The sequence below is a fragment of the Kitasatospora phosalacinea genome, assembly GCF_030268885.1.
GTDB classification, from domain to species: domain Bacteria; phylum Actinomycetota; class Actinomycetes; order Streptomycetales; family Streptomycetaceae; genus Kitasatospora; species Kitasatospora phosalacinea_C.
In genome coordinates this window covers 494,819-511,325 of the sequence record NZ_BSSA01000001.1, presented here as the reverse complement: position 1 = coordinate 511,325, position 16,507 = coordinate 494,819, and the positions used below count along the sequence as shown (strand labels likewise).

The window sequence follows — 16,507 nt, the reverse complement described above, 5'->3', positions numbered from 1 at the left end:
GGTACGCCCGCCCGTCCCGCTGCGCCCCGGTACGCCCGCCCGCCCCGACGCGCCTGCGCCGGGGAGCGCCGGGCCCGCCCTACTGTCGAAGGGGTCCGGCCGGGCGGCCGGGCGACCGTACGGGAACGGAGGACCCTTCCGATGAGTCAGAAGATCACCACTTTCCTGTGGTTCGACGACCAGGCCGAGCAGGCCGCCGAGTTCTACACCTCGGTGTTCGAGTACGGCCGGATCACCGACGTGCAGCGCTACTCGGAGGCCGGACCGGGCGAGCCCGGCAGCGTGATGCTGGTGTCCTTCGAACTGTTCGGACAGGAGTTCCTGGCCCTGAACGGTGGGCCCCAGTTCACCTTCAACGAGGCCGTCTCGCTGCAGGTCGACTGCACCGACCAGGCCGAGGTGGACCGCTACTGGGAGCTGCTGACCGCGGACGGCGGCGCGCCGGGCCCGTGCGGCTGGCTGAAGGACCGCTACGGCCTGTCCTGGCAGATCGTGCCGCGCCGGATGACGGAACTCCTCTCCGACCCGGACCCGGAGCGCGCCCGCCGGGCCACCGCGGCGATGCTGCAGATGGGCAAGCTCGACATCGCCGCCCTGGAGGCCGCGGCGGACGGGGGCTGATCGGAGCCGCCGCACGAGCCCGCCGCCCGGCGTTCGTCCCTGCGCGGAGGAACTCCCCGGACGGAGCAACGGGACCGCACCGGCAAACGGACTGACGGCGGCCGCCCGAGCTGGCACCATGGGGCGGGTGACCCACCTCCGAAAGGCCCGTGGCGCGTAAGCCGCCCGGCGCCGTCCGCGCCCTGCCGCGGCGGCGGCCCACCCGTCCCGTCCGCCGCCTCCAGGGGCTGCCCCGGCGCACCCGGACGGCCGTCCACCGCATCGAGGCCCTGGGCCTGGGGGCGGGCGCGGTCGCCGAGGCGCTGCACACGTACGAGCGCTTCCTCCGCCGACCCGGCCGCCACCTGTACGTGCCCCGGGCGGACTGCCCCTGCTGCGACCCGCTGACGGCCCGGGACGTCCTGGAGACGGCCCTCCACCGCCTCCCCCGCCCGGCCCGCGCCCCGCTGCGGGCCCTGGTCGAACGCCTCGACGAGGAGTTCCTCCACCGCACCCTGCCCGACCCGCTCGCCGCCCGCCCGGACGGCACCCGTCCGGCGGCCTGGTGGCACCGGCGCCTGCGCGCGGACTGACCGCCGCCGCCCCGGGCGGGGCGACGGCGGTCGGCGGTGCGGGTCGGCTTCCCGCTCAGCTGCCGGTGAGCAGGTCGCGGAGCAGGGCCACGGTGTCCGGGTCGAGGTCGCGGCCGGTGCGGCGGCTGAGCGCGTCCAGCCGGTTGACGGAGCGGACGAGCTGGTCGCGGGCGCCCGCCGAGGCGTAGGCGTAGAACAGGTCGCGGTGCAGGAGTTCGACCTCGGGGGCGACGGCGAGGGCACGGAAGATCGCGGCCTCGGCGGTGCGGTGGTCGCCGTACTGCAGGCGGCGGGCGGCGAGTTCGTGCGCGGTGTCGACGATCGCGGCCAGCATGTCCTGCCGTTCGGCCTCCGCCCAGGCGTACGTCCCGGCCGGGGCCTCGGCGAACGGGGCGCCGCGGACCAGGGCGAGGGCGTGCGCGAGGGCGGCGTCGGCGGTGCTGGAGGTGGAGCGCATGCCGCGCCGGTACAGGCTGCGGAACTCGTCCCAGTCGCAGCTGACGGTCGGCGCCAGGGTGTACGTGTCGGCGGGCTGCCCGCCCAGGTAGTCGCGCCCCTCCGGGGAGGTGCCCAACCAGCCCGCCAGCGCGGCGAGTTTGACCGGCAGCGGCTCGGCGAGGCGCTCCGCGGTGGCCTTCGGGTCGAGGTGCGCGGCGCCCGGGTGGAGGTCGCGGTCGATCGCGGTGTGCTCGCTGCCCGGGCGCAGCGCCAGGTACGCGGCGAGCTCGGTGAGCCGGGGACGGCCCGCCGGGTCGGCGCTGCCCGCCGCCCCGAGCACGTCGACCGGTCCGAGCACCCGGATCCGCGGCGCGGACCGCAGGTGGTGGGCCTCCGGGGAGCGCAGGATCGCCAGCAGGTCGTCGCTGTCGGTGCGGGCCGGACCGCTCCCGGGCCGGGCGGACGGCCGGGCCGGGGAGCGCGGGTCGGGGGCCGCCGCCTGGTCGTGGGTGGGCAACGGCTCCGGCGCGGGCTCCGGCTCGGGCGCGGGCGCGGGTGCCGCTGGCGTTTCGACCGGCTGCTCGACCGGAGCGGGGGCGGCGAGCCCGGACGGCCGGGCGCCGTCCTCCGCCACCGGCTCGGCCCCGGGCTCGGACCCGGACCCGGACTCGGCCGCGACGGACGGGAGTCCGTCCTGCGGCGGCAGCGGCGGCGCGGGCGGGGCCGGCGGCTGGGCGGGCACGACGGGCGGCAGCGCGGCGGCGATCCGGGGGTCGACGGGCGTGCCGTGCGGCGGGGTGGTGACCTTGCGGGCCTGTCCGTTCGCGGCGTGCCGCGGCTCGGCGGGCGCCGCGGGCCGGACGGGCTGGGCGCTCTGGGCGCTCTGGGCGGGCTCCGGCGTCGCGGGCGGCAGCGCGGCGGGCTGGACGGGCACCACCGGCACGACCGCGTACGGGTTGGTGGGCGCGGTCGGGACCAGCCCGGCGAACGGGCTGCTGCCGGTGGGCACGACCCGGGCCAGCAGCCGCGGCCCGGCCCCGTCGCCCTCGTCCTTCCGGCCCTCGCCGCCTGCGCCGCCTGCGCCGCCCGCGCCACCGCCGGTCGGCTTGTCCAGGCTGGTCCGCACCGGGGCGTCGGCCGTAGCCGCTTCCGCCCCGGCCGTCCCGATCGGCCCGCCGAGCAGGGCGATCAGGCGGGCGTCGAGCGTGCCGTCGGCCCGGACGGCGCCCTCCTGCCCCCCGTCCTCCGGCTCTCCGAAGCCGGTGCCGAACGGGGCGGGGACGGCTCCTATCGCGGCGCCGACCGCGGCCAGCGCCGGGACGGGCAGCGGGAGTTCGGCCTCGTCCTCGGGGCCGTTGTGCGGGCCGTCGACGGTCCAGTCGGGGGCCGGGTGCTGGGTGAAGTCGCCGGAGGCGCGGACGAGTTCGCCGATCTGGGCGTACTGCTCGCGGTTCAGGCGCTGGAGTTCGACGCTGAGGTGCAGGCCGGGCAGGGCGGCGTGCCCGGTCGCGGGGAGGGTCCAGCGGGCGACCGGTCCCGCGCCGCGCTCGGGGGCGCGGGTGAGGACGGCCAGGCAGGTGCGGGGGCGGCCGTCGAGCAGGCGGCCGAGTTCGGCGGGGACGGCTCCGGAGGGCGGCTGCGCGGACAGCACGATCTCCGGCAGCCAGGCCTCGTCGGCGCTGCCGCGGCTGCGGGCCTCGCGGGGGCTGCCGACGTTCGCGCCGATCAGGGTGGCGCGGGCCTTGGCGGTGCGCGGGCCGAGGGCGGCGAGCGCGGCCTCCAGGGTGGGGTGGTGGTGGACCCGGTCGGCGGCCGGTCCGGCGGTGGGCAGGTCGGTGGCGATGCCGACCAGGTGCAGGTGCAGGCGGTCGGCGAGCGGGCTGTGGGCGAGTTCGACGGCGAGGCTGCGCAGCACGTCCTCGGCGTCCTCGGGGTGCCCGGACAGGTGCACCAGCCGGACGGTCTCCAGGTCGGCCAGCACGGTGGAGCCGTCGGGGGTGGCGCCGAGGGTGACCAGCGCCGGGTAGGGGGCGGCGTACTTGGCGGCCTGCCCGGCGGAGAGCAGCTCGGTGGAGTCGACCGGGCACCACCACACGTTCGGGGCGTGCGCGGCCCGGAACGGGGCGATCGGCACGGCCGGGGCGGCCAGGTGCAGTTCGACGGTGCCCGCGACGGTGATCCGGGCGGCGACCAGGGCGGGCAGCCGCTTCTCGCCGCGGACGGTGTTGCGGCCCAGGGTGCGCAGGGCGCGGTTGAGCAGGTCCAGGCCGTGCTCGTCCTGCCGGGCCTTCAGCTCGGCCTCGAAGCGGCCTGCCTCGGCCGAGGGCAGGGCGATCCGGTGCCGGGGGCGGCGGGCCCGCTGCTGGTCGGTGCGGCGGCGGGCGACCAGGGTGATCAGCGCGGCGGCCATCAGCACGCCGAGGCCGGAGGCGGCCAGCGCCACGGTGTAGTCGTCGCCGCTCTTCGCGACGGCCTGCTGGTCGCGGACGGCGGGCAGGCCGGTGGCGGCCGCGGTGTCCTGCGGCGCGGGCGTCTGCGCCTCGGCCGCGGGCGGGGTGGCCTGCTGCGGGGCGGGCTGCTGGGCGTCCGGCGCCGGGGTCTGGGCGTCCGGGGCGGGCTGCTGGGCCTCCGGCGCGGGCGTCTGGGCCTCCGGCGCCGGGGTCTGCGGGCCGGGCGCGGGCTGCTGGGCGTCCGGCGCGGGGGTGGTCGCGGCCCCGGGCACGGTGAGCACCATGCCGGGGGCGAGCACGTCCGGGTCGGTGAGCCGCTCGCCGTCGGGGGCGGTGACGCCCTTGTTGGCGGCGAAGAGCTCGGGCCAGCGGTCGCCGTCGCCCAACTCCCGCTGGGCGATGGCGGAGAGCGAGTCGCCGGAGTGCACGGTGACGCTGCCGTGCGCGGGCGCGGCGGGCGCGGCGGGCAGGGCGGGCGCGGTGCTGCTGCCCGCGGTGGCGCCGGTGGCGCCGCCCGCGGTGTCGGGCTTGGCGTCGGCGGGCATCAGCAGCCGCCAGCCGGGCTGGATCGGCCGGTCGGCGTCGAAGCGGGTGCCGGCCTCGTCCATCGGGCGGCCCGCGTTGAGCTTGGCGATCTCCGTCCAGCGTTCGCCGGAGCCGAGTTGGCGTTCGGCGATGGACCAGAGGCTGTCGGCGGGCCGGGCGTCGCGGACGGTGTAGACCGGCTGCTGCTGGGGGTCGGCGGCGGGGGCGGCCGCGGGTGCCCCGGCGGGCAGCGCGGCGTAGGCCGGGGCGGCGTCCAACTGGGCTGCGGCGGACGGTCGTTGCGCGAGTTCGGGGGTGGCGGCGAAGGCCGATCCGGCGACCGGGAGCAGGGCCAGGACGGAGCCGATCAGGCCGGCCGCGATGCGCTGGCTCCAGCCGAAGGCGGGGATCCGGCGGGCGACCCGGCCGCGCAGTTGGGCGGGGACCTCGACCAGGACGGAGAGCAGGAAGCACAGCCAGCCGATCCAGCCGACGCCGACCAGCAGCCACAGGAAGAGGCTGCCGTCGTCGGGGCTGGTGAGCGCGGCGAGCAGGTCGCCGTGGACGGGGTCGCCCGCGGCGGCGACGGCGAGGGTGCCGTAGCCGAGCAGGGCGGGCACGCCGACCAGCAGCAGGACGAGTGCCAGCAGCGCGCCGAGCGCGGCGAGCACCGAGCCGCCCGCGCCCCGTCGGCGGCGCCGTCCGGGGGCCACCGGGACGGGCCGGGGCCCGCCGCGGCCGGGGGTGGCGGTGCGGTCCGGTTGCCGCTCCCGGCGGCCCTTGCGGTGCTGGTCGTCGGCTCCGCGCGCGGCCATCAGCCGGTCTTCCCTTCCGTGATGCCGTGCAGCAGGGTGGCCTTGCCGTGGCCCTGCACGGAGAGTGTGTCGATGCCGACCACGCCGAGCAGCGCGGTCCGGTAGGTGCTGGTGACGCTGACGCTGATCACGCTCAGGTCGGGGTAGCGGGGGTACTCGACGCGGCCCTCGACGCCCTGGGAGGCGAGGTAGGCCCGGGCGGCGGACTCGGCCTGTCGGGGGTCAACCTGGTAGCCGCCGCCGGAGCGGAGCCGGTCGATGTCGAGTTGCTGTCCGGCCACCCGGGCGGCTTCCTGCGCCACCGCGTCGGCCCGTTCGGTGGCCCGGAGTTGGCCGCCGAAGTCGAGCACCAGGCCGACCACGGCGACCAGGCTGACGGCGGTGATGGCGACCATGACCGAAATGCTGCCCCGGTCCCGCCCGTTCACGCCTGCTTCGTGCACGTTCCCTCCCCCCACGGTCTGTTGACGTCCTCTCAGTTTCCCCGGTACCGGTCCAGCACGGAGGTGAACGTGCCGGTGACGGTCTTGCTGCCCGGCAGGCCGTCCAGTCCGACCAGGTCGGAGAGCGGCACCGTGCAGGAGACCCGGACGGTGACGGTGGTCAGGGCGCCGCCGGTGGTGGCCAGGGTGCCGTACACCGGGTCCCCGGTGGGTTCGGCCGTGCACGTCACCGACCGGGCCGCCAGCGCCTGCCGGACGGCGTCGGCGGCGTCCTGCCGGGCGGCTTCGGGGCTGCGGGCCAGTGAGGCGGCGCGGGCTCCGGCGCGGGCGGCGGCGTCGACCACCGAGCCGGTGGTCTGCAGGCGTCCGGCGGCGACCGCCATCAGGGCGAAGCTGAGCACCACCGGCACCAGGACCGCCGCCTCGATCGCGAACGAACCGCGGTCCCGGGGGCGGGAGCCGCCCCTCCCCGCCGCTCCCCCGCCGTTCACGGCGCCACCGGCGGGACGAACTTCTCCCGGGGTGCGGTGGCGGTCTTGCTGATCGCCACGTCCGCGAACGGGAACAGGGTGAGCGGCTGCACGGTGACGGTCAGTTGGTACAGGTCGGGGTCGTTGCCGGTCTGCCGCGGCGGCGCGCCCAGTTCGACCACGTCACCGAGCCGCCGGACGAACTCGGTGGCCCGTTCCTCACCCGCACCGGGCGGCGCGCCGTTGATCCGTCCGGCTTCCACGCCCTCCCGGGCGGCGGCCAGCGCGGCCTGTTCGGCGTACCACCACAGGCCGGCCTGCACCACCAGGAGGATCACGAAGAGCACGGCCGGGAACACGATGGCGAGGCTGATCGCCATCGCGCCCCGGTCGGAGCTGCGGGCACGCGCGAGCCACCCGGCCGGTGCGGGCCGGGTGGCGGGCCGGTGCGGGCGGCGGGTCACGGCGCGGTGCCGCCGGCGGGGACGTCCTTCTGGATGTTGCCCTGGACCTTGTTGCCGAGCTGGGTGATCGCGTAGACGACCGTCCCGGCGATGGCGACCAGCACGATGACGGCGAGGGCGAGTTCGATGCTGATCGCGCCGCGGTCGCCCGACTCGCGGGCGGCGCGCAGCTTGACGAGGCGGTACTCGAGGGCGGGTCGGACGAGATGGAACGGGAGCAGCGGCCGCAGGGCGGTCGCCACGGTGCGGATCCGGGTCATGGTGTGGTCTCCAGGACTTCGACGGGAGGGGCTGGTGGTGCGGGGGTGCGGGGTGCCGCGCGGGGCGGGTGGCGCTGTTCCTTAGCTGCTCGGTCGGAGGGGGTCGGATTCGGCTGTGGTCAGGAGGTGTTGAGCATCTGGTAGACCGCGGGGAAGGCGATCAGGACGGTCATCAGCAGGGTCAGGGCGGAGCCGGGGGCGACCATCCGTTCGCTGTCGGTGTTGGCCTTGGCGAGCTCCTCGGAGAGCAGTTCGCCGCGCAGGCTCTTGGCGCGGGCCCGGAGGGTGTCGTAGACGGCCGCGCCGTCGACGCCGGAGATCCGCATGATGTCGGCGACGTCCTGGAGCGGGGTGAGGCCCAACTCCCGGGCGAGCGCGTCGAGTCCGTCCCAGGGCGGGAGCCGGTCGGTGGCGGCCCGCTCCAGCGCGTCGCGGATCCGCCGGAACACGGTGCCGCGCCCGACCGAGGCGGCGCGGCGCAGCGCCTCGGCGGGCCCGCAGTCGGCGGCCCGCTCCAGCGCGACGAGTTCCAGGTACGCGGCGATGCCGTGCAGGTACTCGGTGCGGGCCTCCTTGGCCTCGCCCGCGACGATGCCGTCGGGGACGAACCAGAGCAGCCCGGCGAGCAGCGGCCCGACCAGCAGCGGGACGGCGATCGGGAGGCCGTCGCCGATCACGGCGGCCATCACCGTCAGGTAGCCGGGCAGCGCGAACCCGAGGGCGGCGAACAGCAGTTTGTGCGCCATGAAGCGGGCCGGGCTGCGGCCGATCAGGGCGAGTTCGCGGCTCGGGATGCGCACCCCGGGCAGCCGGGCGGAGCCCTCGCCGACCCGGTCGTACCAGGGCAGCGCGAGGTCCTCGTCCTCGGCCCGGCGGGGTTCGGGGACGCGGTGCAGCCGGTCCAGGGCCTGGCCCAGGTCCGGTGGTGCGGGCCGGAGTTCGGCCAGCAGCAGGGCCACGCCGCCGGCCGCGGCGGCTCCGGCGAGGACCGCCCAGGGGGAGATCACCTGGCCTCCTTCAGGAGTGGTTCGCCGTCGCCGCCGGAGGCCCCGGACGGGCCGGACGCCTCGGACGCGGCGGATGCCCCGTCCTCGGTCCTCCGGCCGGGCAGGCGGCCGGTCCTGGAGCGGCGGTCGGGCTCCAGGACCCGGGGCAGCGGGGTGTGCCGGGCCAGCGAGCGCATCCAGGCGATCACCGCGACGAACGCCAACGCGACGACGGCGAGCACCAGTTGGCCGGTGACGGTGGTGTAGGGCTCGGTGTAGTGCGAGTTGAACCCGCCGATGACGATGACCAGCAGGATGATGCCGACCATCCAGCGGATCGTGGTGCGGTGCTTGGCGCGGTCCGCCTCGATGGCGCGCCGCTGCCGGACCTCCTCGCGCACCGAGTCGGCCATGTCGGCGAGCGCCCGGGCCAGGCCGGGGCCGCTGTCCCCGGCGCGCAGGACGAGGGCGGCGAGCACCTTGTCGGCGGTGGAGTCGGCGAGCTGGTCGCCGAAGGCGCGCAGCGCGTCCTCGGGCCGCCAGCGGGCCTGCAGGCGGGCGGCCAGGTCGGTGATCTCGGTCTCCAGGGCGGCGGGCGCGGTGCGTCGACTGGTCATGATCGCCTGGTTCAGGCCGACGCCGAGCAGCAGCACGTCGGCCAGGCGCTGGGTCCACTCGGCGAGCGCCTCCAGGCGTTCGATCCGGCGGGTGTCGGAGCGGGTCGCGTCGAACAGCCAGGGCAGGCCGAACACCGCGGCCGGGACGAGCAGTCCGACCAGCGGGATGCCGGTGAACAGCCAGCCGCCGGGGGCGCCGAGCAGGGCCAGCACCAGCTGGATCCGGCGCAGCCGGGCCATTCCGGGCGAGGCGGTGCCGGGCGCGCCGTACCAGAGGGTGTGCAGCCGGCCCTCCAGCGGGTTGTCGTGCTCCTCCTCGTCCACCGGGCGTCCGACCAGGCCGACCACCAGCGCGACCAGCCCGCCGGTCACCGCCAGTCCGCACAGCACGTACAGCAGCATCAGCGCGTCCCCCCGATCCGCAGCGCCAGCGGCGCGCCCCACGTCCCGTACGGCGAGCCGAGCAGCCCGGCGTCGAACCCGGCGCGGCGCAGGTCGTCCAGGCAGTGCGGCGGGGTGAGCGGCACGGCCCGGACCTCGCCGATCTCCGGGCGCGGCCCGAAGACGGTGTTCAGCGCGGGGCGGCCGGACTCGCCGAGGCCGGCCACCTCCAGCACGTGCGAGACGAAGCGGTGGCGGCGGCCGCCGACCGCGGTCTCGTCGACCATGGTGACGTGCACGATGAAGTCGACGGCGTTGGCGGTGAGCCGGTAGGCGAGGGTGTCGGTCATGTGGGCGCCGTACTCCAGGCAGAGTTCGGCGATCCGGTCGACCACCATGTGCGGGCCGCGGGCGTGCAGAGTGCACATCGAGCCGCCCTCGCCGTTGGTCATCACCCGCAGCATCGGCACCACCTCGGCGGAGCGGACCTCGCCGACGATGATCCGCGACAGCGTCATCCGCAGCGCCGCCGGGATCAGCTCGCCGATCGTCAACTCGCCCGCCAGGCGGCCGTCCACGCGTTCGCCGTTGCCCTCGCGGGCCTCCATCGGGACGACCTGCCGCAGGTGGCCCAGGGTGTGCAGCCACAGCTCGAACTCGGACTCCAGGGTGCCGACCCGCTCGTCCGGCGGGATCTCGGCGGCCATCGCGCGCAGCAGGCTGGTCTTGCCGACGCCCTGCGTCCCGGTGATCATCACGTTCTTCCGGGCCCGGATCGCGGACGCCAGGAACGCCGCCAGGGTGGTGTCCACGGTGCCGAGCTGGACGAGGTCGCTGAGCGTCGCACTGGCCACCCGGTGGCGGCGGATCGCCACGTACGGGCGGGGCGTCACCTCGGTCATCGCCTGCAGGCGCATCCCGCCCTCCAGGCGCAGCGCCAGCATCGGGCTGGCCGTCGACAGGCTGCGCTCGCTGCCGCCGTGCTGGCGGGCCAGGTCCTGCAGCAGCTCGACCAGTTCCTCGTCGCTGTCGGCCACCGGCGGGACCTGCCGCAGCGGCTGGTGCACCCGCGAGACCCACACGTCGTCGCACCCGTTGATCAGGATGTTCTCGATCTCCGGGTCGTCCAGGTACGGCTGCAGCCGTCCGGCCCGGAACAGCAGGTCGTACACCGCCTCGGCGAGCACCCGGTCCTGCTCCCGGGTCGGCGGGATGCCGTGGGTCTGCGCGTACGCGTCCGACCAGCGGGCCACCGCCTCCTCGATCAGCGCCCGCCCGCGCTGCCGCCGGGTCGCCCGGTCCGCCTCGCTCCCGGACGCCTGCGACAGCCGCGACAGCTGCTGGTGCAGCTCCGCCGCGACCTGCCGCTTCAACTCCCTCGCCACCTTGGTGTCCACCGCCGGACGCGCCCCCGCCGGCGAGAGCGCGGGCACCGCCGACGCCGCCGCGGACGCCGCCTGGCCGACCGGCCCGGTCGGCACCTGCGGCTGCGGCTGCACGGGTGGGTTCCCCCACGGCAGCCCGGCCGCGTCGGCCGAACCCCCGTACGCCACCTGGCCGTTCACCGGCTGCTGCGGCGGCACCGGCCCCTGGTACGGACTAGCGCGCACGCCACCCCTCCTCTCCGTCCGGCCCTTCCGCCCCCGTCTGCCCCGGGAACGGCGCGGGCACCGGCGGCTGCGGCACCGCGGGCGGCGCTATGTACGGCGCGGGCGCGGCGTACGAGATCTGCGGCGCCTCGGTCCGGACCGGCCACTCCCCCGTGAACTGCCCGCCCCCGACCGGCCCCTGCGGCTGCGGCTGGAACTGCTGCGGCTGCTGGTACGGCTGCGGCTGCTGCTGCGGCTGCTGGTACGGCTGCCCGTTCACCGGCCCCGCCACGAACGGCGGCACCGGCTGCGGGGCCTGCACCTGCGGCACCGGCTGCACCTGCGGCACCGGCTGCACCTGCGGCGGCAACTGCTGCTGCCGCGGCGGCTGCTGGTGCTGCTGCGGGCCGGCGAGGCGTCGGCGGCGGGTGGCGGCGAGGTCCTGGATCCGGTCCGCGGCGGTGCGCACGGTGCGCATCAGCTCGGAGCGGACGAACCGCCGGTCGGCGGTGTCGCCGCCGTCGGAGAGCACCCGGGCGGTGCGCGGCGCGTGGGCGAGCGCCCCCAGCACGGGGAGCCGGAACTGCCGGGAGACCTCGTTCTCCGGGTAGGGGCCCTCGGTGACCAGCAGCAGCCCGAGGCCGTCCGAGCCGGTGCCGTGGGTGTCGAGGTCCTCGCGCAGCGCGGCGATCCGGGGCCGGGCGGCGGACAGCCCGCGCAGGGTGGTGCGGACGGTCGCGGCCACCACGTCGGCCCGCCGCGGCAGCACCGCCATCGGCCCGCTCGCGCCGGAGCGCCCGAGGTCGAGCAGCACGTCGTAGCCCTGCGGTTCGAGCGCGTGCAGCGCCTCGACGAGGGGCTCCCAGGTGTAGACGAGGCCGGGGGCCTGGGCGGGGTCGGTGAGGCCGGGCAGCAGCAGGCGGTCGCCGGTGCCCTGCGGGGAGACGTCGAGCAGCTGCTCCCACAGCGTCTCGACGAGCAGCCCGCGCCGATCGGCGACGGCCAGGTTGCGCAGCCCGTACACGGCCTCGACCCGGCCCTCCAGCGCCCCGGCCAGCACCGCCCCACCGTCCGGGTCGCACTCGACCAGCAGCACCCGGCGGCCGGGGCCCAGCGGCCAGGACAGCAGCAGCGCGAGCGCACTGCTGGTGGCCCCCGGCGCGCCCGGCCCGCCGAGCACGGCCACCACCGTCATCAGGACCCCCCGGCGGTTCGGGGCGCCAGGATCACCTGGAACTTGCCGCCCGCCACCCACAGCGCGAGCTGCGGCCCGTTGGAGGGGCCGACCGCGACGTCTATCACGGTGCTGCCGTCGGTGTCCGGCTTGCCGACCGCGGCGACCACGGCGGTCATCGTCTCCGGCGTGCGCGTGGTGCCGCTCCCGCCGTCGGGCGTGTTGACGATCAGGATCTGCAGGCCCGGCTGCAGCCGGGTCGCGGGCAGCTGGGAGCGCTTCGCCGAGATGCCGACGATCTGCTGCCCCGGCTGCGTCGCCGGGTCGCTGGTCAGGTCCGACCTGACCAGCAGCGCCCCCCGCTTCAGGTCCGTGGTGGCCCGCAGCCCGACCGTCCCCTGCAGGTCCTGCGCGTCCAGCGGGTGCAGCGCCGGGTCCCCCGCGATGTGCGCCACCACCAGGTCGTCCGAAGTGATCACCTGCCCCATCGGCACGTCCCGGGCCAGCGCGAGCACCGCGATCCGCTGCCCGCTGCTGTTGTACAGCGCCGCCCCGCCCAGTCCCCCCGCCGCGATCAGCGCCGCCGCCATCGCCAGCACGGCAGGTCGCCGCCGCCGCGCACCGAGTCGGCGCGGCGGGGTCGGCATGCTTCGGTTCTCCACCGCTCTGCGGCCTCTCACTCGTGACGGTACGTCGAACTCCGGGCCACCCGGCCCCCCTGACAGGTCAGTTCAGCACCTGCACCTCGTTGACCGGGACGCGCAGCACCTGGCTTCCGGTGGTCGTCCAGCGGAAGCCGGTCGTGTCGATCGGGACGTTGTCGATCGTCCTGGCGGTCACCTGCCACTCGAACCGCACGGAGAGGCTGTACGCCTTGTCCTTCATCCGGGCCGAACTCTGGGTGAACAGGTGGCTGCAGGTCGGCGTGCCGGTCCTGCTGAACACCGTTCCGCCGTCCTGGCAGATGAACTCCTGGAAGGGGGCGTTCGGGTTCGGTCCGTCGTCCACCGTCCAGTGGACCTGCTTGAGGGTGATCGTGGTGATGACCGTGGGGCCCCCGTCGTCCTCGTGGAGCGGAGGGCTGCTGAGCGGGCCGGTGACGTTCTTGTCCGGTTCGATCCACAGCCACACCGGCGAGCCGACCACGGCGTTGTCGGCCGGGGCCGCGTGCAGGACGGGTTCGCCGACGGTGATCGTGGTCAGGGCGTCCCGGGCGACCTCGCGGGGCGACTTGGGCGGCCGGGCGGCGACGGGCTGGGCCAGGAAGACCTGCCCCGCCGGTACGAAACCGTCGTCCAGGATGCACGACTTGTCGTAGATCTTGCCGTCCTTGGAGGTGTGCGTGCCCCACACGGTCTCGGTGGCCAGGGGCTGCGGGGACGCCTCGATGTAGTAGCAACCGGCCGAGAAGGCGCCGCGGTTGTCGATCCAGCACGGCACCTCGCGTCCCTGCCAGGTGCAGGCCGCACTGCCGCCGCCCCCGCTGCCGCCTGACGTGCTGCCGGGGGTGCCCGGAACGGTGGTCGTCTGGTGGTCGCTGGTGCAGATGGTGCGCTCGGCGCAGGGGGTGATGACGGGGCCGTCGGCGCTGGCCGACGGGACGACCGCGAACGTCAATCCGGCCCCGACCATTACGCAAATAGCGGTTCGCCACGAGGAGTTCAACATGTCTTGGTCACCTCACGGGTGAAGTCGGCGATCAGCCAGCGGTTTCCGTATTTCTTCAGCACGGCCGTCGCCGGAAAGCGGGACAGCCGCTGTTGCGGATCCTTGATCTCCTTGGTGGCGGCGTCCGCCTGGTGCCAGTCCGACACGTCCAGGCAGTCGTCGATCGTCGCGGTGGGCGGATTGGCCTGCAGGTCGAGGCTTTTGAGCACGGGCGAGGTGCGCGGCCTGCCGACCATGACGAGTCTGGCGTCGTGCAGTTGGGTGAGCGAGATCGCGGTGTCGGTGAACGCCGTCCCGGTGGCGTACTGGCGCAGCTCCACTCCGTCCGAATCCGATCGGCCCAGCACCTCGACCTGGACGTCCCACCAGTCCTGATAGGCCGTCACGGCACCGTTCCCCTCCAGGCCCTGGGCCCCCTCCTTCGGGACGGGGCTGCCGGTCGGGGCGGGGGCCGCGGTGGTGGTGGCGGTGGGGCGGGGGAGGTTGGCGGAGGGGGTGCCGAGTCGGTCGGCGGATCCTGCGCCGGAGGCCGAGCAGGCTGTCAGCAGGAATGGCAGGAGCAACCCGCTGATCCCAATCGCCCCAGGGCGCACCAGAATTGAGCGCTGCCGCATAGCCCCACCTTGTTGCGGCCGGACCTGTGGTGGATCCGGACCGCGGATGTCGTCTGCCGTCCCCGGTTCGTTCTGAGGTCGCTCGGAGGTCGATTCTTCGCCACCCCGCCCCGGCACGGCAACACCCGGGGCCTCCTGACCTTACGCGGAAGGCGGATCGGTTGGGGCACTTTCTCGCCACAGAACTGCCAGAAGTTCATCGGAAAACGGCAATCCGGCGAGCGCTCCTCTCACGGCAGCCCGATTCCGCATCAGGAGCCTCCCCCCGTCACGCGGGACCAGGAGCCTGGCCTCTCCCGCGTTGGCCGGTTCCCCCCAGCCCAACTGTCCTTCCACGGCGGGCTGGAGGTCGAGCGGCCCGAGCGCGGCGGGGGCGCCGGGCACGCCGTGTTCGAGGACGCGGCCGAGGGCCCAGCTGAACGAGCCCTCGGCGCCGGGGAGCACGCCGTCGCGGCCGCGTCGGCCCGCGCTCCAGCGGCCGATCCGGCCCCACAGCGGGACGCGCGAGTGGGTGAGCAACTCGCCCGCACCGTCCTCGCGTTGCAGGGCGGCCCAGGTGTCGCGGTCGGCGACGGCGTCGACGATCAGCAGGGTCTCCTCCTGTTCGCCGTGCACCATGGCGCTGGTGATCCAGTCCCAGGCGAGGCCGCGCCGGTAGGCGTTGTCGGGGGTGGAGCCTGCGGTGACCAGGGCGACCCGGCGGCCGCGGGGGTCGGCGACGAGCTGGCCGACCAGGCCGACGACGAGCCAGCGGGCGGGGCGCTGGGCGGCCTGGCGCAGGGCGGTGAGGAGGGTGTTGGCGTCGGCGTCGGCCGGGGGGCTGGTGACGGTGCTGCCGCGGGTCCCGGCGTCGAAGGTGCGGCCGGGGAGGGCGTCGGCGAGGGTGCGGGCGCCCTCGGCGGCGCGGGCGGAGCCGCCGTGGCCGCGTTCGGGGCCGCCGTCGGCGCCGATCGTCACCAGTTCGATGCCGCCGCTCACCCGTACCGCCCCCTCCGCCTGTCCTGCCCCTGGCCCGCTGTGCCGCCCGCCGCCCCGTCCTCGGGGTGCCGCCGGAGGCCAAGGTATCGCCGAGGGGTGTCGGTGCGGGGCGGAATCGGCCCGATGAGCCCCAGCTCAGGGACCATGGGCCCTGGTCGGGGCGGTGCGGGCCGGGGCACCATCGGCGGTATGGACCGTGACGACCGGGTGGAGACCCTCAGCGAGGCCGAGTGCCTGCAGCTGCTCGGCACCGTGCCGCTGGGGCGGGTGGTGTACACCGAGCACGCGCTTCCCGCGGTGCTGCCGGTGGCCTTCCGGGTGGCGGCCGACGGCCGGCTGATCCTGGCCCTGCGCACCGGCACCCGGGTGGCCCGGGCCCTGGACGGGACGGTGGCGGCCTTCCAGGTGGACGACTTCGACCGGACGGGCCGCTGCGGCTGGAGCGTGCTGGTGCACGGCCGGGCCGAGGTGGTGCGCGACGCGGGCGAACGGGCGGCGCTGCGGGCCGGCGGCCTGCGCCCGTGGGTCCCGGAGCCGGGCCCGGAGTACGTGGCGATCAGCCCGGAGCTGGTCTCCGGCCGCCGCATCCTCCCGGACGCGACCCGGCCCGCCCGGCCCGCCCCCGCCCTCCCGGGCCGGCCCGCCTGACCACCGGGCCCCCGACCCCGCCCTGCCGGACCGGCCCGCCCCCGCCCCCGCTGACATGTGACCGGCGAGTAGGCATACTCTGCGAGGCGGCCCCGCCCGGGCCGTGCCCTGCCCCGACGCACCCGTGGAGCGCCCCGTGACGACCTTCGCCTCGCTCGCCGACCTGACCTCCGCGGTCGGCACCGAACTCGGCACCAGCGAGTGGCACACCGTCGACCAGGACCGGGTGAACCTGTTCGCGGAGGCGACCGGCGACCACCAGTGGATCCACGTCGACCCGGAGCGGGCGAAGCTGACCCCGTTCGGCGGGACGATCGTGCACGGCTACCTGACGCTCTCGCTGCTGCCCGTGCTGGCGAAGGAGTGCTACGGCGTGGAGGGCGTCGCGATGGCCCTCAACTACGGCTCCGACAAGGTGCGCTTCCCGTCCCCGCTGCCGGTGGGCTCGGCGGTGCGGGCGACGGCGGTGCTGGTCTCGGCGGACGAGCTGCCCGGCGGCGTCGTGCAGGCGGTGGTCCGGTTCACCGTCTCCAGCGAGGCCGGCACCAAGCCGCACTGCGTCGCGGAGACCATCACCCGCTTCTACCCGGCCGCCTGACCCCACTGCCTGACCCCACTGCCTGACCCCACCCGACCGCGAGGACGACCGCAGCACCGCGGCACCGCGGCACCGCAGCACCGAGAGAGACGCCGCAGTACCGAGACGGACCGTCCCGTGCCCCGGGGCGGTCCGTTCTCGTTGCTCCGCACGGCCGGTCCTCGTCACCCGTCCGTGGCGCGTCCGCGGCGAATTG

General features: G+C 75.9%; 17 protein-coding genes. 4 read left to right on the top strand and 13 right to left on the bottom strand.

Features of this window, described 5'->3' with window-relative positions; translation table 11 throughout:
* Positions 1-141 precede the first annotated feature (141 nt).
* Both QSK52_RS02205 and QSK52_RS02200 read left to right on the top strand, forming a co-directional pair.
* Positions 142-621 carry a VOC family protein gene (locus QSK52_RS02205; RefSeq protein ID WP_285732844.1) on the top strand — a complete coding sequence of 160 codons (480 nt, stop codon included), beginning with the start codon at positions 142-144 and terminating at the stop codon, positions 619-621.
* Positions 622-770: 149 nt separating this feature from the next.
* Entirely contained in the window at positions 771-1,193 is a 423-nt protein-coding gene (locus QSK52_RS02200; protein ID WP_285732842.1) for a hypothetical protein, read from the top strand.
* 55 nt (positions 1,194-1,248) lie between these two features.
* Here the strand turns inward: QSK52_RS02200 and QSK52_RS02195 are convergent, their stop codons facing one another.
* The 13 genes from QSK52_RS02195 to QSK52_RS02135 form a co-directional block, all read right to left on the bottom strand.
* Positions 1,249-5,421 carry a LysM peptidoglycan-binding domain-containing protein gene (locus QSK52_RS02195; protein WP_285732840.1) on the bottom strand — a complete coding sequence of 1,391 codons (4,173 nt, stop codon included), beginning with the start codon at positions 5,419-5,421 and terminating at the stop codon, positions 1,249-1,251.
* A complete protein-coding gene (locus QSK52_RS02190) occupies positions 5,421-5,849 on the bottom strand; it encodes a TadE/TadG family type IV pilus assembly protein (protein ID WP_285733427.1) in 429 nt (142 codons plus the stop codon). The genes QSK52_RS02195 and QSK52_RS02190 overlap by 1 nt, the downstream gene beginning before the upstream one ends.
* A gap of 47 nt (positions 5,850-5,896) precedes the next feature.
* Positions 5,897-6,355: a TadE/TadG family type IV pilus assembly protein gene (locus tag QSK52_RS02185; protein WP_285732837.1), complete on the bottom strand. Its 459-nt coding sequence runs from the start codon at positions 6,353-6,355 to the stop codon at positions 5,897-5,899.
* Positions 6,352-6,714, bottom strand: coding sequence for a TadE/TadG family type IV pilus assembly protein (locus QSK52_RS02180; RefSeq protein ID WP_285732834.1), 363 nt, complete (start codon positions 6,712-6,714; stop codon positions 6,352-6,354). The genes QSK52_RS02185 and QSK52_RS02180 overlap by 4 nt, the downstream gene beginning before the upstream one ends.
* An 80-nt stretch (positions 6,715-6,794) precedes the next feature.
* Positions 6,795-7,058 carry a hypothetical protein gene (locus QSK52_RS02175; protein ID WP_285732832.1) on the bottom strand — a complete coding sequence of 88 codons (264 nt, stop codon included), beginning with the start codon at positions 7,056-7,058 and terminating at the stop codon, positions 6,795-6,797.
* Positions 7,059-7,177: 119 nt separating this feature from the next.
* Positions 7,178-8,065: a hypothetical protein gene (locus QSK52_RS02170; RefSeq protein WP_285732830.1), complete on the bottom strand. Its 888-nt coding sequence runs from the start codon at positions 8,063-8,065 to the stop codon at positions 7,178-7,180.
* A complete protein-coding gene (locus QSK52_RS02165; protein ID WP_285732828.1) occupies positions 8,062-9,063 on the bottom strand; it encodes a type II secretion system F family protein in 1,002 nt (333 codons plus the stop codon). Before QSK52_RS02165 ends, QSK52_RS02170 begins: the two co-directional genes overlap by 4 nt.
* Positions 9,063-10,652 carry a CpaF family protein gene (locus QSK52_RS02160; protein WP_285732826.1) on the bottom strand — a complete coding sequence of 530 codons (1,590 nt, stop codon included), beginning with the start codon at positions 10,650-10,652 and terminating at the stop codon, positions 9,063-9,065. The genes QSK52_RS02165 and QSK52_RS02160 overlap by 1 nt, the downstream gene beginning before the upstream one ends.
* Positions 10,642-11,826, bottom strand: coding sequence for a hypothetical protein (locus QSK52_RS02155; RefSeq protein ID WP_285732823.1), 1,185 nt, complete (start codon positions 11,824-11,826; stop codon positions 10,642-10,644). The genes QSK52_RS02160 and QSK52_RS02155 overlap by 11 nt, the downstream gene beginning before the upstream one ends.
* The gene (locus tag QSK52_RS02150; RefSeq protein ID WP_285732821.1) at positions 11,826-12,452 is read right to left on the bottom strand and encodes an SAF domain-containing protein; all 627 of its coding nucleotides are present in this window, start codon (positions 12,450-12,452) and stop codon (positions 11,826-11,828) included. The genes QSK52_RS02155 and QSK52_RS02150 overlap by 1 nt, the downstream gene beginning before the upstream one ends.
* Positions 12,453-12,531: 79 nt before the next feature.
* Positions 12,532-13,422, bottom strand: coding sequence for a hypothetical protein (locus tag QSK52_RS02145; RefSeq protein ID WP_285732820.1), 891 nt, complete (start codon positions 13,420-13,422; stop codon positions 12,532-12,534).
* 44 nt (positions 13,423-13,466) lie between these two features.
* Positions 13,467-14,087, bottom strand: a complete 621-nt coding sequence (locus QSK52_RS02140; protein WP_285732818.1) for a hypothetical protein — start codon at positions 14,085-14,087, stop codon at positions 13,467-13,469.
* Between the two features lie 141 nt (positions 14,088-14,228).
* Entirely contained in the window at positions 14,229-15,065 is an 837-nt protein-coding gene (locus QSK52_RS02135) for a hypothetical protein (RefSeq protein ID WP_285732816.1), read from the bottom strand.
* A gap of 189 nt (positions 15,066-15,254) precedes the next feature.
* On the opposite strand from QSK52_RS02135, the gene QSK52_RS02130 reads away from it, so the two are divergent.
* Together QSK52_RS02130 and QSK52_RS02125 are read left to right on the top strand one after the other, a co-directional pair.
* Positions 15,255-15,713, top strand: a complete 459-nt coding sequence (locus QSK52_RS02130; RefSeq protein ID WP_285732814.1) for a pyridoxamine 5'-phosphate oxidase family protein — start codon at positions 15,255-15,257, stop codon at positions 15,711-15,713.
* A gap of 136 nt (positions 15,714-15,849) precedes the next feature.
* Positions 15,850-16,311 (top strand): MaoC family dehydratase, encoded by a 462-nt coding sequence (locus QSK52_RS02125; protein WP_285732812.1) that lies wholly within the window; start codon positions 15,850-15,852, stop codon positions 16,309-16,311.
* Positions 16,312-16,507: the final 196 nt, after the last annotated feature.

Coding starts and splice junctions, on each gene's coding strand:
- QSK52_RS02195 (WP_285732840.1), bottom strand. CDS start 5,421: ATGGCCGCGCGCGGAGCCGACGACCAGCACCGCAAGGGCCGCCGGGAG.
- QSK52_RS02165 (WP_285732828.1), bottom strand. CDS start 9,063: ATGCTGCTGTACGTGCTGTGCGGACTGGCGGTGACCGGCGGGCTGGTC.
- QSK52_RS02150 (WP_285732821.1), bottom strand. CDS start 12,452: ATGCCGACCCCGCCGCGCCGACTCGGTGCGCGGCGGCGGCGACCTGCC.
- QSK52_RS02140 (WP_285732818.1), bottom strand. CDS start 14,087: ATGCGGCAGCGCTCAATTCTGGTGCGCCCTGGGGCGATTGGGATCAGC.
- QSK52_RS02175 (WP_285732832.1), bottom strand. CDS start 7,058: ATGACCCGGATCCGCACCGTGGCGACCGCCCTGCGGCCGCTGCTCCCG.
- QSK52_RS02155 (WP_285732823.1), bottom strand. CDS start 11,826: ATGACGGTGGTGGCCGTGCTCGGCGGGCCGGGCGCGCCGGGGGCCACC.
- QSK52_RS02180 (WP_285732834.1), bottom strand. CDS start 6,714: ATGGCGATCAGCCTCGCCATCGTGTTCCCGGCCGTGCTCTTCGTGATC.
- QSK52_RS02130 (WP_285732814.1), top strand. CDS start 15,255: ATGGACCGTGACGACCGGGTGGAGACCCTCAGCGAGGCCGAGTGCCTG.
- QSK52_RS02205 (WP_285732844.1), top strand. CDS start 142: ATGAGTCAGAAGATCACCACTTTCCTGTGGTTCGACGACCAGGCCGAG.